Source organism: Salifodinibacter halophilus (assembly GCA_012999515.1).
In the GTDB taxonomy this organism is placed as follows: domain Bacteria; phylum Pseudomonadota; class Gammaproteobacteria; order Nevskiales; family Salinisphaeraceae; genus Salifodinibacter; species Salifodinibacter halophilus.
This window is the reverse complement of sequence record JABEEB010000001.1, coordinates 84,338-98,903: the sequence shown is the minus strand read 5'-3', so window position 1 is coordinate 98,903 and position 14,566 is coordinate 84,338. Positions and strand designations below refer to the sequence as shown.

Sequence of the window (14,566 nt, the reverse complement as noted above, 5' to 3'; positions counted from 1 at the left end):
GTAAATCTTCGTGTTGATTTGTTCGGCTTCGGGAATAACGCGTCAAGCCGCCGTCGCGAGCGACAAACCATTGCGTTGTGCTGCGTCTCGCAGATACTGATAGCTGCGTTGGGCCAGCGGCCAGGACGGCGCCACCGCCGGATCCTGCTCGGCTTCGGCGATCAACCAGCCGTTATAACCTGACCTCGACAAGCGCCTCAAAATGGCGTTGAAATCGAGATCTCCATCGCCGGGGATGGTGAATACACCATCGACCACTGAATCCAAGAAACTGGCATTACGATTGCGCGAGCGGGCAAGCACGGCTTCGCGAACGTCCTTGCAGTGGACATGCACCATGCGATCGCTCCAGCGACCCAGCCAATCCAGCGGATCACCACCGGCGAGCCGGCAGTGCCCCGTATCGAACAGCAGCCCGACGTTGTCACCAGTCGAGTCCATTAACTGGGCGACATCTCCGGTCGATTGCACCATCGTGCCCATATGATGATGAAATGCCATCTGCACGCCCTCGCCAGCCAAATAGTCGGCAACGACCTCTAATCGTGGCGCTAGAAGCCGCCAGTCGGACTCGGTCAACCGCGGCCGCCGCGAGACGGGCATGGCACGATCGAGATGCACGCAGCGCGTGGTCTCACAGAACACCATGGCTGTCACACCAGTCGCTTTCATCAGCGCCAGGTGATCCTGCATGGCCTCGATCTCGGCCTCGGCATCACGCTCCAGCAGATTGGCTGAGTACCAGCCGGAGGCCAGTGCCAAATCTTCGTGTTGGATGAGCGGCCCGAGCTCATCGACGGTCGCCGGGAACTTACGCCCCATCTCCACGCCTTCATAGCCAGCTCGTTTCGCCTCGGCCAGACACTGCGTCAGCAACGTCTCATCGCCGAGCATCGGCAGATCGTCGTTGGTCCAAAGCAGCGGGTTCACGCCCAGTTGTATCGTCATGGCCGACTTCCTAACGCTGGCGGCGTTTGCTTTGGTCGTAACCAGCACGGCGCTCGACCACGGCCTCACGCGAGGAGACTTCGGCTACCGGCACGTCCCACCAGGCGCCACCTTCGGCGGTTTCCTTGTCCGGATCGGTTTTCAATGCAATGACGGTGGTGCAATCGTTGTCTCGAGCGCGCTCACAAGCTGCTTCCAACCCGGCGATGCCATCGACCCATTCGGCCTCGCAACCGAGTGCCTTGGCATGCGCCGCGAAATCGATAGCCGGCGCCCCAGCCGCGACCGTGTCACAACCTTCGAACAGATTATTGAATTCCACACCGACGGTTGCGCCTTGCAGCCGGTGGATACAGCCATAGCCGCGATTATCGAGCAGCACCACAATCAGTTTCCGCCCGAGCATGACGGATGTCGCCAGCTCGGAGTTGAGCATCATATAGCTGCCATCACCAACCATCACATACACATCGCGCTCGGGGGCAGCCATCTTGGCGCCCAAGCCGCCGGCGAGCTCGTAGCCCATGGCTGAAAAGCCGTATTCAACGTGATAGCTACCCGGTCCGGTAGACCGATAATTCTTGTGCAACTCGCCGGGTAAACCGCCGGCGGCACACACGACGGTGCCGTTTTCGCCGGCCGCACGATTCACGGCACCCAGCACCTGACTGTCGGCCGGGTAATCCGAACCGTCGTTCGCAGTCACGCGCGCGACGATATCGAGCCAGGCCGAACGCTCTTCGGCCAGTCGACTCTGCCATGCTTCGTCCGACTGCCAATCAGACAATCCGCCGATCAGTGCCTCCAGCGCCACGGCTGCATCGCCGATCAACGATTGGCCGCCATGTTTGACGGCATCGAAGCGTGCCACGTTCACGCCCACGAGCGTCGGACCATGATCCATATAAAGTGCCCGCGACCCGGTGGTAAAGTCCTGCAGCCGCGTCCCCAACGCAATGATTACGTCCGCATCCTCAGCCAGCGTATTCGCCGCGGTGCCGCCGGTTACGCCGATCGAGCCGACGTTATTGGGATGGTCGGCACGCAGACTGCCTTTGCCAGCCTGGGTTTCGGCGACCGGCACGCCGTGTTTCTCGGCGAACCGTCCCAACTGTTCCGATGCGCCGGCATACAACACGCCGCCACCGGCAATGATGAGCGGCTTTTTAGCCTGTTCAATGGTCTTGATCGCAGCCGCCAGCTCGACTTCGTCCAGCCCCGGACGGCGAATACGACGCATCCGCGGCTCAAAAAACGACGCCGGGAAATCCCAGGCTTCGGCCTGAACATCCTGCGGCAGCGCCAACGTAACCGGGCCGCAGTCTGCCGGGTCGAGGAGCGTGTCGATCGCCACTGGCAGGCTGGCTAACAGTTGCTCGGGCCGCGTGATGCGATCGAAATAACGCGAGACCGGTGCGAAAGCGTCGTTGACCGTGGTCGACGGCGCACCGTAGTGCTCGACCTGTTGCAGAACCGGATCCGGCTTGCGGGTTGCAAATGTATCGCCCGGTAGCAGTAGCACGGGCAACCGATTGGCATGCGCCACGCCGGCTGCCGTCACCATGTTCAGAGCCCCCGGCCCGATCGAGGTCGTACATGCCATCATACGCCGGCGCTGGGTTTGCCTGGCAAAGGCGGTGGCCGCATGGGTCATGCCCTGCTCGTTATGCGCGCGATACGTCGGCAATGCGTCGCGATGGGTATACAACGCCTCGCCCATGCCAGCGACATTGCCATGCCCAAAGATGGCAAAACAGCCGCCGAACAAGGGTACGCGCTGCCCGTCAATTTCAGTTTGCTGAGCCGCCAGATAACGAACCAGAGCCTGAGCCATGGTCAAACGTATGGTGTCTTGTGCGTTCATACCGAAGCTCCAGAAATGTCTCGATCCAGACCGTTGGTGGCCGATTCGCGCCAGGTGGCGATCAGTTCGGCGTAGTTAGCGGCCACGGTCTCGATAAAGGCTTCATCGTTCAATGCCCCTGTCAGCCAGCCATGCGCTGGCTCAGCGAACAGCGTGCGCCCGATCGTAAAACCACGACAAATCTTGGATGCACCCGCCTCACGGAAACCGGCCTTCACATCTTCTATCGGTGCATCTAGGCCAAGCAGGACAACCCCACGACAGTGCTCGTCGTAACGCTCAATGACGCCGCGCACCTCCTGCCAGGCCGCATCACTCATCGGCGGCAGTTTCCACCAATCCGGGCGAATACCAAGGTGGTAAAACCGCTGCAGACTACGCGCGATCGTTGCATCGTCGCTAACCATAGCTTTGGGCGGGATCAATTCGAGAAGCAGCTCATGTCCGGATACGCGACGCGCCTCAGCGAGCTGACGGAGTTTGTCCTCCTGGTCCAACCGGAGCTCGGTTTCGTCGTCCGGGTGATAGAACACCAAGCACTTGATGATGTGCTCGGCCGGCCAGGACATGAGCTGGCTGCCGATATCGTCGCCATGCTGGAAACGCAGCGGACGCGACCCCGTCTGCTCAACCGGGCGACCAATCCACCAACCGCGGCCAGTCATCGCATTGAGCGCGTCCTGACCGATGACGTCATCGCAAAGCACGGCCGGTTTGTGATCGGTTAATCCTGCTTTTGCCACACCGCGCTCAGCGGCCGAGACCAGCAATTCTTTCAACGGCGACAAGCTTGCGGTATCCACGCCGAGATCATCGGCCATGTCGAGCAGTTGCATGCGATGGTCGAAAGCCAGCCCATAGATCGGGCCCCAGTCAGCCGGGTAACGCGTGGTCTTACGATGCAGATCATTAAGACGTGCATCCTGATCGGGTCGAGGCACCTCGTGCCGACGTTCGAGATAATCGAACAGCTCGGTTTCACTCGGCATGGCCGGTGCACAGGCATGGCGCGAGACCACCAATGCACCGCTGGCGTTGGCATAGGTCGCGCAGGTTTCCCAGGATTCGCCACACAAATAGCCGCGCAGGAAGCCGGAAATGAAGGCATCGCCCGCGCCGAGCACATTGAGCACCTCGACCTGCACGCCCTCGACCAACACACCGTCGTGTACGGAGTCGCCAATCGGGCCATCAAAGACCGTGCAGCCAAGTGCGCCGAGCTTACAGACCAGCACCGCGTCGGATAACGCACGAACTTTTTTCAACGCGGCGATGGTGTCGGTCGTACCGCCAGCGATATGAAATTCTTCTTCCGTGCCGACAATGAGATCGAAATCGCCGATCCAGCGCTGCAGATGAGCAGTGGTTTCGGCGTCGTCGACATAACGCGTCGCACCATCACCGAGCTCGGCCAAGCCCCAGAGAACCGGGCGATAATCGATGTCTAGAATGCGCTTCAGACCATGCTGCTCCGCAGCGTCGAGCGCGGCACGGCAAGCGCCCTGGGTGGTCTCGGTCGACAGATGTGTGCCAGTGATAGCCAACGCGCGTGCAGTTCCAATCCAATCCGGATCGATATCCTCGGCGGTAATCGCCATGTCCGCACAGTCCTTGCGATAGAACAGCAGCGGGAATGTGTCACGATCTTTGAGCGCAAGAATCGCCAGCGCCGTGAAACGGTCCGCATCCACCGGCATGTGCGACACATCCACACCGGCGCGGGCGAATTCCTCGAGCACAAAGTTGCCGAACTGCTCGTTGCCGACACGCGTCAGCATTGCGGGCTTCAAGCCCAGCCGCGCACTACCGTAGGCACAGTTACCCGAGCTCCCACCCAAGTACTTTGCAAAGCTGGATACATCTTCCAGGCGGCTACCCACCTGCTGCGCGTAGAGATCGACGGCGGCACGCCCCAGACAGATCAGATCGAGTTGAGTATCAGGCATGGAGTCTCCGTTTGACCTCGGAACAGCGCGTTGAGGCATTACGTGCCATAAATTATTTATTCTAAATTATCAGAAAAAGAAATTATTCTTCCAATCTACCTGCCATCAAGGAACGGCATCCGAATCACGCCAAGGTAAACGCTTTGCGGAAGCGCTCCAGCGCGATGTCCGGTGCGCCCGAGGCCCAGCCTTCCAGCCCCACGACGCCGCGGTAGCCCATTGCGTCTAATGCCCGGGCAATCGCCGGATAATGGACCTCACCGGTGCCTGGCTCCATGCGTCCCGGCACATCGGCGACCTGTATCTCACCGATGGCATCGCCACAATGCTGCACGAGTTCGATCAAGTTTCCTTCGCCGATCTGGGCGTGGTAAAGATCGAGATTCATACGCAGATAGGGGCTACCAATCGCCTCGACCAGCGCTAGCGTATCCACCGCGCGATTGAACGGCGTACCCGGGTGATCAACCGCGAGGTTAAGGTTTTCCAGGATGAAAACGCGGCCGGCATCGCGCCCCATTTCGGCCACCTGGGCTAAGGTGTCGCGGGCGGCCAGCCACATCGCCGGCGTGGTAACTTCGACCTGATCGACCGGTATGCCACCCTCGGCCAGACCGGTACCGTGGATGGTGAGGTTAGCGCAATCGATGGTATCCGCGGCTTCCAACGAACGGGCCGCGCTATCGAGAAATTCGCGGATTTTAGGCGCATCGGTTAGATTGCCGGAGATATACCCCTTCATCGACGTGAAAGTCGCCCCCGTATCGCGCATTGCCGGCAGATCCAGGTGCGCCCAGTCCCATAACTCAGCGGCAAAACCGGCGTCGTGCAACCGCCGGACCCGCTCGATCAGAGGCAGATCGACATGGATCAACTCGGCACAGGCGGCGAGCGTAAACGGACAACTATCGGTGGACATGGAGGGGTCCCTTAAAGTGTGAACGGCTATCGCGTTGCGTCGCTATGGGCGTAGAGGGCGGGCTTGTCGCCCAGCTCAACCGACACTGTGCTCTCCTTGGTTTGAGCCTTCACGCCGGCCTCGCAACAAACCGCGGCTGCATAGCCGTCCCAGGCGCTTGGACCATCCAGTGCCGCGGACGCAAGCAACCGGTTTACCCAGCCCTGGAACTCGGTGTCGAAAGCCGCCGTGAAGCGCTGCTCAAAGCCGGGGGCAACTTCCCCGCCCCAGCGGCCGGCGGACCGAACATAGGCGCCTTCGTCGTTGCCGATGTCGACTGTACCTTGCTCGAATACGGCCTCGGTATGCACCTGGTATCCGAACATCGCGTTGACAAAGATTTCCACATCGACCAATACGCCGGATTCCGTGCGCATGAGTATCTGTTGCGGGTCGGATAATCGGCCGTCACCGCCGGTCGTCGCCCGGCCTTTGCGCACCGAGATATCGGTGATTTCTTCGCCAGTAAAATAGCGCACACCATCCATCTCGTGCACGACCGAGTCATAGATCATCAGCGCGTCGGTGAAACGCGGTGGTGGTTCGGGATTGCGATGGCGGCAATGCAGCATCAATGGTGCCCCGAGCGACTCATCGGTGAAAAACCGCCGCAGGCGCTGATAGCCCGCATCGTAGCGCCGCATGAAACCGACCTGGATCAGACGCTCGCCGATTTTGGCTTCGGCGTCCACGATCTCGCGTGCGGTTGCCGCGTCCGCGGTCAACGGTTTTTCACAGAAAACCGGCAGCCGCCTGTCCAACGCATCCATGAGCACGTCGTAGTGCAGCATGCCCGGCGTGGTCAGCACGACGGCATCGTATTCCCCACTAGCCAGGGCCGCATGCGGGTCATCCCAGGTCGTCGTATGTTCACCGGCCAGAGCTGCCGCGCTTGTCGCACGCCCGCCATCGACATCCACGACACCGGTGACATCGGCGCCGGCGATGCGATGGGTCAGACGCTTGATGTGGTCCGCGCCCATGCGGCCGGCGCCGATGACGGCGATTCTCAGGTTGTCGGTCATAATTGCTTCTCCCTCCCGTCGCGCTAACCGATTTCGTCCATAGCTACGACCCGGCCTTCTCTCAATGACTGGGTCGCCGCGGCGGCCAGGCGCAGCGCCTGGTAACCATCCTCGTGGGTGGCCTTGGGTTGACTGTCATCCACCCAGGCGTCGTAGAGATCGCCCAGCTCGCTGGCATAGGCCGCGCCGTAGCGCTCGAGATAAAAATGCTTGGGCGGCTCATCGGTTTGGCCAGCTTCAGTCGTCTCGCGCAGCCGGGTCTCGGTTTCATTGACCGCCTGCAGCATGCCGCGGCTGCCGAACGCCTCGATACGTTGGTCGTAGCCGTAGACGGCGCGGCGTGAATTCTGGATGTGGCACAGCCGGCCTGACTCAGTCACCAGAGTCACCATGGCGGTATCCACATCGCCGGCCTCTCCGATCGCCGAATCCACTTGCACCGAGCCGAACGCCGACACAGTGGACACCGGTTCGTCGAACAGCCAGCGGGCGGTATCGAAATCATGGATCATCATGTCGTAAAACAAGCCACCCGAGCCTTTCACATATTCAATGGGTGGCGGCGCCGGGTCGCGGCTTATGATGGTCAAGGTTTCGAGGTCACCAATACGTCCTTCGCCGAGCGCACACTTGAGTGCGTCGAACTGGGTATCGTGGCGACGGTTGAAGCCGAGTGCGCAGGCCACCGGATTGGCGTTGATCGTATCTACAGCCGCGCGGGTACGCTCGATATCCAGCGCAATCGGTTTTTCACAAAGCACCGCCTTGCCAGCCCTGGCCGCACGTTCGAGGAATTCGGCGTGAGTGGCTGTCGAGGACGCGATCAGCACTGCATCAACGGCTTGGTCCTCAAAGACGGTGTCGATGGCCACAACGGTCGCGCCATGGGGTGCTGCAAGTTTCTCGGCCGCATCGTTTCGGATATCTGAGACATATCGGACCACAATCCGCGGATCACGACCGGCTGCAGCAGCGTGGACCTGGGCAATACGCCCGGCGCCAATGATGGCTAGATTCATGACACGGTCGGACATCAGCGATTCTCCAGTTGAACGATGCGGGACGTGGTCGCCGATTCGATACAAGCATCCAACACCCGCATGTTGGCGCGTACATTCTCCGGCGAGTAATTAGGCGTGCGCGAATGGAGCACGCAGTCAGCAAAATGGGTGATCCCGTTCATATACTGAAACGAGACCACGCGTTCGGTCGTGCTATTACCTTCGGCGTCGACGATTTCGATGGGGCCATCACCGTCGGCTTGCGGCACGAAGGCTTTGGTCACCCGGATTGTGCCCGCAGCACCGTAGACTTCGTAGGCATGCCGCCCGGTCGCGTCCATACCACAGTCGAAGCCCGCTTTGATGCCATTGTCATAGCCAAACACGACCGCCGCCGACATCTCGGCATTCTGCGGACCAGCGAAACGGGCCATCGTCGCCGTCCGATCCGGCTCGCCGAGTAGGCTGCGTATCGTATGGATGCAGTAGCAGCCGAGGTCGTAGAGACTGCCGCCGCCGGCATCCAGCGCACCATGACGAAAATCCGACAGACTTTTCTCCAGATTGAAGGTTAGATTGACGTGCACACCACGGACCGCGCCGATGGCGCCAGCCGCGATCAACTCGCGAACACGCGCATGTTGCGCATGAAATTGGTACATCATGGCTTCCATGTACAGCACTTCGGCCGACTGGCAAGCCGCTATGGCCTCAGCTGTCTGTGTCGCCGTCAACGCCGCCGGCTTTTCACACAGCACATGCTTGCCGGCACGCGCGGCCTTGATCGTCCATTCGGCGTGGCAATCGTTGGGCAATGGCAGATACACCGCATCGATCGCCGGATCAGCCAGCAGCGCGTCGTAATCGCCATAGCCGGTTTCGAAGCCAAAGCGTTCCATGACTTCCGCCGGCACACCTCGGCGGCTGGCCAACGCATAAGGCCGGCTGTTTCCGGCAGCCACGATAGCTGGGATTGTGTGTTCACGGGCGATCTCGGCCGCCCCGAGCACGCCCCAGTTGATCGACGAGCGAGTCATGACTGTTCTCTTGGAAAACGATATCCGGGCAGTGTATGCCGGATGCTATTCATATAGAATATATTTTCTATATCTATTTATTGCAAATATTTCGTTTTATTTTTAATTGAGCTAGCGTGGCGATAGCGCTTGCTACCGGCGACCTCATACCTCTGCGTGGTCGCATGGACAATGCTTTATTCAAGACTGAAAGTGCTGATTCAATGGCCTTTTATGGCCAATCGGCAAACCCACGACCATCTCGGCTGTCAGTAATCAAAACCAACCGCTAGTAGCACGCCTGCTAGTTGCCCACACCGACCAAAGTTGTAGCCGTGGAATCTTCATTCTATTTTGCGTTCGAAACCTAGCCGCCGCTCAGATCACCGAGGAGATACGGCATGAAAATAGGAATGGTCACCGACAGCGTCGCGAACATGGGCACCGACGCGATGCTCGACTACTGTACCAAGCTCGGGCTTGACGCGATCGAGCTGTGTGTCGGCAACTGGGGCGCAGCCGCGCATATCGGCGATGTCAGTGCCCTGTTGGCGGATCCAGCACGTCAACGCGAATTCGCCGCTAAGATTCGCGATCACGGCCTGGAGATCTCGGCATTCAACGCCAACGGCAACCAACTCCACCCCACCGACGGCGAGCGCCAGTCGCAAGTCGTACACAACGCCATTCGCCTGGCTGAAATCTTCGAAGTGCCACGTATCGTGCTCATGTCCGGTCTACCGGCCGGCGCACCAAGCGATACCGTGCCCAACTGGATTACCACCTCGTGGCCGCCGGAAACCCAGGAGGCTCTTCGCTATCAATGGGAAGACGTCGCGATTCCCTACTGGAAAAAGCTCGCGGACTACGCACAAGAACACGGTGTGAGCCAGCTTTGCATCGAGGCCCACGGTGCCCAGATCGTGCACAACATGCCGACCTTCATGCGGCTGCGAGAAGCCGCTGGATCGACCGTGGGCCTGAACTTCGACCCGAGCCATTTCATATGGATGGGCGGTGATCCGATCGAGATGATCCGCCGCTATTCAGACTATATCTATCATGTCCACGCCAAGGACACCTACATCGATACGCACAACCTAGCCGATGCAACCCGGCTGGATAGCCGCTCGATGGACCGTGTTCTGGATCGGAGCTGGTCCTACGTGACACTGGGCTACGGCCAATCCGAGGACTGGTGGCGGGAGTTCTGTTGGCAACTCCAAGCCCATGGTTATACGGACGGCGTCCTGTCGATCGAGCACGAGGACCAAAATCTAGCCTGCCAAGAAGGCATCCAACGTACCGTCGATTTGCTTCAACGTGTGATGCCGCGTGACAAGCCGGATTTCGTTCTGCCGGGCTAAGGCTGTGCCTTACCGCGTGCCACACAACATGACGCTGGCGGTACACGGTGAGCCACTAGCCTCGCAGGCAGCCCAATCAGACCGCGCTCAATCATATTTGCAGTGAGCAGTCGCTCAGTCGACTATTCAGTTAGGGAAGCGGTGGTTGGGCCCAGCACATTCGGCACGATACGCCAGGCCACTGCGTAGCCACGCCACTGTTTCGCTACGTCGCGGCATCCCGCCGCATCCCTCGAACTAACGCGGGAGCGGCCCCAACGGCAAAGGCGCAACATAGCCCGCGGCATGTGTTCCGCAGAAAAGCGCGATTCGATCCATAACATAACCGACCCAAGCCCGGATCGGATGGTCATTCGACCACTGACGATCGCTTTCGGCTTCGCCCGCATCCCAGAAAACCCGATCTACGCTTTGGCTGCTCATTTGTTGCTCCTTGCGTGTCTAGCTCACCCGAATCAACCAACCAGCCACGAAAAGTCCGGATCGGTCGTGAATTTCCATTCACGCTTTGGGCCGGCCATCACATTTAGATAATAGAGATCAAAGCCATACGGCGCGCCCACGGGGTGATAACCACGTGGCACCACAACACTGCTACCGTCGCCGAACGCCATCGCTTCGTCTAGCGACCGATCGGGCGTGTACACACGCTGGAAGCCAAACCCTTGCGACGGGTTTAAGCGGTGGTAATAACTTTCTTCGAGGAAACTTTCATACGGCAGGTTATCCTGGTCATGCTTGTGGGGTGGATAGCTGGACCAGTTGCCGGCCGGCGTGTAAACCTCGACCACGAGCAGACTGTCGGCGGGCTCGGTTTCCGGCAGAATATCGTGCACGTGACGTACGTTCGCGCCCTCGCCCCGTGTCGCCTGCTTAATTTGACCAGGCTCGATCAGTCTCGGCGCGTGCTGGCCATACCCTGGTGCGCCACAGATGCCCAGCTCGACGTGCGTATGTGCTTCAATGCGGTAATCTGTGTCGTTCGGCAGATAAACTGCATACGGCGGCACCTGCTCGAACACGCTCATACGCTGACCGATGTCTTCAAAAACTTGGTCACCGCAATGTATCGTAGCCTTGCCGCTTAGCAATACCAGACACAGCTCCTGATCACCGCTGTTTTCGCCGAAAGCATCATCTTTCGCAAGATTTCGCTGGCGAAACCGCACATACTGAAGCGGCTCAGGGGCACGCGCCGTATCCAGCGTTTCGGCGGCCCCATGCTGTGGATTGAGCAAAAGATTCATGGCGCTTCTATCCACTGAATATACAGTCTATAATTTTGATTTATAGAATATATATTTTATTTAGCACCAGAACAAACTATTTCCTTGCTACTTTAGTCGAAGATCTCGGACGCTAGCGCGGCGCGCCACCTTTTAGTTTTCATGGCCCGGCCGGACTACGGCTTAAGCCGAGTATCAAACGGTTATCCAACCGATGGTCATATCGCCCGTCTCCCGATCAAATGCCCAGACATCGCCGCGCGGCCCGAGCTCGGCAATCGTCAATGCATTGCCGAACACGGCGCCGGTGTCGATCCAGCGCGTGTTAGCGCTGGCCATGGGACTATTGAGCGGCGTATGGCCAAAATAAATTACGTCGGTGCCCGTCACGGCAATACTGCCGCGCTCTGCACACTCGTCGGCCGATAACAACGCAACGCGGTCGCGGGACCAGACCAGATCGGCTAATGCAGCCGGCCCGGGTTCGCGCGCAACCAGCGCGCGCGTCGCCCACCAATCGTCTTCAACCACGTCAGCGTGCACGATCGCGGCACGTTGGCCGTCGACAAGCTCGACTTCGATCAGATAGGGCAATGCGTCGAAAAGCGACACAAAACGCGCGCGCTCATCAGACGCGAGCGTATCGAACCAATCGCCACCGTTCATGTACCAATGCTTGCGGGCGTCGGTCTGTTCGGGACCCCCGGCTTCCGCGGCCACCCCCATCTGTTCGTGATTGCCACGTACAGTGAAAAACCAGTCGGCCGTGGCGAACTCGAACGCACGCGGACTTTCGGGCCCGCGATCGACAAGATCGCCAACGCAAAACACGCGATCACGTGTCGGCTCGAACTCTAATTTCGCCAGCGCACGCTCGAAAACCGAAAAACAACCATGGATGTCGCCGACGACGAAGTCTCGGCCTATCCCGTTGGCAGCAAAATAATGAATGAGATCAGTCATAGTTGTCGGCTAGTGCGAGTTCGTACTCATTATCCCTCTCCAAGGGAACGGTGCTAACTAAGTATGCACTCGATGAAGGTGCCTGCCGCATAATCCTTAACCGCACGTTCGGCCGCTATCGCCCGGCCATGGAAAGCCACGAACACACCCGGGGGCAACAAGCGCGCCGCCAATAATGCTTGAGCGAGGTTGGCGTGGGCATCGCTGTCAGCGCACGCCGCTGGGATCATGGCGCCGGTAAACACGACCGGCATCGCTGGCTCTTGTTCGGCCACGAGCCGTGCCGTAGGCGCGAGGCGATCGGTCCCGTGGGTGACGATCAGCGCGTCGCGGCCGCCGGCTTTTGCACACTCGGCGGCCGTGTCCACGATTCGACGCTGTTCGTCGGCACACATATCCAGTGAGTCGATCGCCATCAGACGCTCGACATCGAGCTCGGTCGTCGGATGATCCAGCGCGTCCAACACAGCATCCAGCCCCGGATTGGACAACGACAACGCACCGGCCGCCGGGTCATAGGTCTTTTCGATCGTACCGCCTGTCGCCAGCAGCTTGATCCGATAGTCAGGCACAACGTCGTTGGACCGCGCAGCGGGCCATGAGCCAGTATCATGGCCCGCGTTCACTTTGGCTTCGTGTTTATCCGTGCCCATCGTCACTATCCTACTTATTGCCGTTACCTGCGGCGTTTCCCTGACTGCGCTCCAGAATCCGCGCTATCTCGACATGCTCTGGTTCGAACCGGGCGCGGTACGCCGCGGTGAATATTACCGCCTGATTACGCACGGTTTCGTGCACGGCGACGGGCAGCATCTGCTATTCAACATGATCACGTTATTCTTTTTCGGTCGGGCGATCGAGGGATTCGTGGGTCACTTCATTACCGGCATCGGCTTCGCGTTGTTCTATCTGGCCGCGATCGCCGCCTCGATCGTACCGAGCTTCATCAACCACCGCGACGATCCGAACTATCGCTGCATCGGTGCCTCAGGCGCAGTCTCGGCGATCCTTTTCGGGTATATCCTACTGGCCCCGTGGTCGACGATCTACGTTTTCGTCGTGCCGGTGCCAGCCATTGTGTTCGCCGCGCTTTACACGGCCTACGGTCTCTACGCCCAGCGCCTGGGCGAAACCCATATCAACCACAGCGCGCATCTCTGGGGTGGCGCGTTCGGCATTGTCTTCATACTGGCGCTTATGCCCCAGGCCGGCACAGCGTTCATCCATAAACTGTTACAGCCGATCGCCGGCCTGTAGGCTGTCGGCCAAGCTCACGGACTCCTGATAAACGTGCGCGTCATATTCGGGCTGATTTTCGCCGTTCTCGTGTTTTTCGCATTGCGCTACAAGCTGCGGCAGTGGTACCGACGCCTGCGCGGCCTTCCCGAGCCAGTGGAAGAAGGCCCTAAAACAACCACGATCATTGTCGCCGCACTGATAACCATTTACGCAGCCCTTCTCGGCTACCGTTTGTTCATCGGCGGGCCGATCATGCATTGAGCCAGCCATTGGAGTCGCATCGCTGGCACGTTAAACTACCGGCAACGCTCCCTTCGTCTAGCGGTCCAGGACGCCGCCTTCTCACGGCGGAAACAGGGGTTCGATTCCCCTAGGGAGCGCCAGCAATGCGTATCGTGATTCGACCCGCCGCGACCTGCGGCGCGTCAGAATGCGCAACAGTGAGTCGATTCCGCGAGGTGTTTCATGGCGATACGCTACGCTGTCTTTGCAATACTCTGCAGCGCTTGGCTGAGTGCGTGCGCGACAAACGGCGCCAATCCGCATGAGGTGCGCATCCTCAAACGCAATGCCTCGGTGCCACATAACTGCAAAGCGTTGGGTGAAATCACCACCGGCGGCATGCGGACGCGGGCCTGGCGTGCGAACTACCAATTACGGCTCAATCTGCGCCAGAACGCGGCCTATCGATTTCACGCCAACACAGTACACATCGAGCACTTAGAGCAATCCGCCGACGGCTTGTTGGCGCAAGGCACAGCCTACAACTGCCCGTAGCAGACCGGCGTCCGGATCGCACGCGTCTCGACGCATATTTGCTTACTGGCTACGCCAGTGTCGGCGGACCAACCACCTCTGACCACCTACCTTCGAAACCGCTCACTGCAGCGGCCAGCATTGTCGGTTCATCTCGACCAGACATCGGCGATGCCATCGAAAACGGGCCCTAAACGCCACGCCGATCCGTAAACGAGGACCGGCAAAAAACAGGCTTGCGCGCAGCCCCCGCCACA

Annotated in this window: 15 protein-coding genes and 1 tRNA gene; 5 read left to right on the top strand and 11 right to left on the bottom strand. The window is 59.5% G+C overall.

All coding sequences use genetic code 11. The features are described 5' to 3' along the window. Positions 1-42: 42 nt before the first annotated feature. The 7 genes from iolE to HKX41_00430 all read right to left on the bottom strand — a co-directional run bounded on the left by iolE (position 43) and on the right by HKX41_00430 (position 8,779). Positions 43-948 carry a myo-inosose-2 dehydratase gene (gene iolE / locus HKX41_00460; GenBank protein NNC22630.1) on the bottom strand — a complete coding sequence of 302 codons (906 nt, stop codon included), beginning with the start codon at positions 946-948 and terminating at the stop codon, positions 43-45. Between the two features lie 10 nt (positions 949-958). Then, the gene (iolD, locus tag HKX41_00455) at positions 959-2,812 is read right to left on the bottom strand and encodes a 3D-(3,5/4)-trihydroxycyclohexane-1,2-dione acylhydrolase (decyclizing) (protein NNC22629.1); all 1,854 of its coding nucleotides are present in this window, start codon (positions 2,810-2,812) and stop codon (positions 959-961) included. Beyond that, positions 2,809-4,758: a 5-dehydro-2-deoxygluconokinase gene (gene iolC / locus HKX41_00450; protein NNC22628.1), complete on the bottom strand. Its 1,950-nt coding sequence runs from the start codon at positions 4,756-4,758 to the stop codon at positions 2,809-2,811. Before iolC ends, iolD begins: the two co-directional genes overlap by 4 nt. A gap of 124 nt (positions 4,759-4,882) precedes the next feature. Further along, entirely contained in the window at positions 4,883-5,677 is a 795-nt protein-coding gene (locus HKX41_00445; protein NNC22627.1) for a TIM barrel protein, read from the bottom strand. Between the two features lie 26 nt (positions 5,678-5,703). Then, on the bottom strand, positions 5,704-6,741 hold the full coding sequence (locus tag HKX41_00440; GenBank protein NNC22626.1) for a Gfo/Idh/MocA family oxidoreductase: 1,038 nt from the start codon (positions 6,739-6,741) through the stop codon (positions 5,704-5,706). A gap of 23 nt (positions 6,742-6,764) precedes the next feature. Then, a complete protein-coding gene (gene iolG, locus HKX41_00435) occupies positions 6,765-7,760 on the bottom strand; it encodes an inositol 2-dehydrogenase (GenBank protein ID NNC22625.1) in 996 nt (331 codons plus the stop codon). 14 nt (positions 7,761-7,774) lie between these two features. Then, entirely contained in the window at positions 7,775-8,779 is a 1,005-nt protein-coding gene (locus tag HKX41_00430; GenBank protein NNC22624.1) for a Gfo/Idh/MocA family oxidoreductase, read from the bottom strand. Positions 8,780-9,159: 380 nt separating this feature from the next. Between HKX41_00430 and HKX41_00425 the strand changes: the two genes are divergently transcribed. Next, positions 9,160-10,125, top strand: a complete 966-nt coding sequence (locus HKX41_00425) for a sugar phosphate isomerase/epimerase (GenBank protein ID NNC22623.1) — start codon at positions 9,160-9,162, stop codon at positions 10,123-10,125. Positions 10,126-10,362: 237 nt separating this feature from the next. On the opposite strand, the gene HKX41_00420 is transcribed toward HKX41_00425, so the two are convergent. From HKX41_00420 to HKX41_00405, 4 genes are all read right to left on the bottom strand, one after another. After that, positions 10,363-10,548 carry a hypothetical protein gene (locus HKX41_00420; protein ID NNC22622.1) on the bottom strand — a complete coding sequence of 62 codons (186 nt, stop codon included), beginning with the start codon at positions 10,546-10,548 and terminating at the stop codon, positions 10,363-10,365. A 32-nt stretch (positions 10,549-10,580) separates the two neighbouring features. Beyond that, positions 10,581-11,372, bottom strand: coding sequence for a 5-deoxy-glucuronate isomerase (gene iolB / locus HKX41_00415; protein ID NNC22621.1), 792 nt, complete (start codon positions 11,370-11,372; stop codon positions 10,581-10,583). Positions 11,373-11,546: 174 nt separating this feature from the next. Then, positions 11,547-12,314 carry a hypothetical protein gene (locus tag HKX41_00410; GenBank protein ID NNC22620.1) on the bottom strand — a complete coding sequence of 256 codons (768 nt, stop codon included), beginning with the start codon at positions 12,312-12,314 and terminating at the stop codon, positions 11,547-11,549. A 53-nt stretch (positions 12,315-12,367) separates the two neighbouring features. Continuing rightward, a complete protein-coding gene (locus HKX41_00405; GenBank protein ID NNC22619.1) occupies positions 12,368-12,967 on the bottom strand; it encodes an asparaginase in 600 nt (199 codons plus the stop codon). Positions 12,968-13,040: 73 nt separating this feature from the next. On the opposite strand from HKX41_00405, the gene HKX41_00400 reads away from it, so the two are divergent. The 4 genes from HKX41_00400 (at position 13,041) to HKX41_00385 (ending at position 14,330) form a co-directional block, all read left to right on the top strand. Beyond that, positions 13,041-13,571 (top strand): rhomboid family intramembrane serine protease, encoded by a 531-nt coding sequence (locus HKX41_00400; GenBank protein ID NNC22618.1) that lies wholly within the window; start codon positions 13,041-13,043, stop codon positions 13,569-13,571. A 33-nt stretch (positions 13,572-13,604) separates the two neighbouring features. Beyond that, a complete protein-coding gene (locus HKX41_00395; protein NNC22617.1) occupies positions 13,605-13,814 on the top strand; it encodes a hypothetical protein in 210 nt (69 codons plus the stop codon). Between the two features lie 46 nt (positions 13,815-13,860). Continuing rightward, a tRNA-Glu gene (locus tag HKX41_00390) sits at positions 13,861-13,936 on the top strand. An 82-nt stretch (positions 13,937-14,018) separates the two neighbouring features. Further along, entirely contained in the window at positions 14,019-14,330 is a 312-nt protein-coding gene (locus tag HKX41_00385; GenBank protein NNC22616.1) for a hypothetical protein, read from the top strand. Positions 14,331-14,566: the final 236 nt, after the last annotated feature.

Excerpts from the sequence above, each read along its gene's own strand:
- iolG (NNC22625.1), bottom strand. The coding sequence starts at position 7,760 with ATGAATCTAGCCATCATTGGCGCCGGGCGTATTGCCCAGGTCCACGCT.
- HKX41_00385 (NNC22616.1), top strand. The coding sequence starts at position 14,019 with ATGGCGATACGCTACGCTGTCTTTGCAATACTCTGCAGCGCTTGGCTG.
- HKX41_00430 (NNC22624.1), bottom strand. The coding sequence starts at position 8,779 with ATGACTCGCTCGTCGATCAACTGGGGCGTGCTCGGGGCGGCCGAGATC.
- HKX41_00445 (NNC22627.1), bottom strand. The coding sequence starts at position 5,677 with ATGTCCACCGATAGTTGTCCGTTTACGCTCGCCGCCTGTGCCGAGTTG.
- iolB (NNC22621.1), bottom strand. The coding sequence starts at position 11,372 with ATGAATCTTTTGCTCAATCCACAGCATGGGGCCGCCGAAACGCTGGAT.
- iolE (NNC22630.1), bottom strand. The coding sequence starts at position 948 with ATGACGATACAACTGGGCGTGAACCCGCTGCTTTGGACCAACGACGAT.
- HKX41_00405 (NNC22619.1), bottom strand. The coding sequence starts at position 12,967 with ATGGGCACGGATAAACACGAAGCCAAAGTGAACGCGGGCCATGATACT.
- HKX41_00400 (NNC22618.1), top strand. The coding sequence starts at position 13,041 with ATGCTCTGGTTCGAACCGGGCGCGGTACGCCGCGGTGAATATTACCGC.
- iolC (NNC22628.1), bottom strand. The coding sequence starts at position 4,758 with ATGCCTGATACTCAACTCGATCTGATCTGTCTGGGGCGTGCCGCCGTC.
- HKX41_00425 (NNC22623.1), top strand. The coding sequence starts at position 9,160 with ATGAAAATAGGAATGGTCACCGACAGCGTCGCGAACATGGGCACCGAC.
- HKX41_00440 (NNC22626.1), bottom strand. The coding sequence starts at position 6,741 with ATGACCGACAACCTGAGAATCGCCGTCATCGGCGCCGGCCGCATGGGC.
- HKX41_00420 (NNC22622.1), bottom strand. The coding sequence starts at position 10,548 with ATGAGCAGCCAAAGCGTAGATCGGGTTTTCTGGGATGCGGGCGAAGCC.
- HKX41_00410 (NNC22620.1), bottom strand. The coding sequence starts at position 12,314 with ATGACTGATCTCATTCATTATTTTGCTGCCAACGGGATAGGCCGAGAC.
- iolD (NNC22629.1), bottom strand. The coding sequence starts at position 2,812 with ATGAACGCACAAGACACCATACGTTTGACCATGGCTCAGGCTCTGGTT.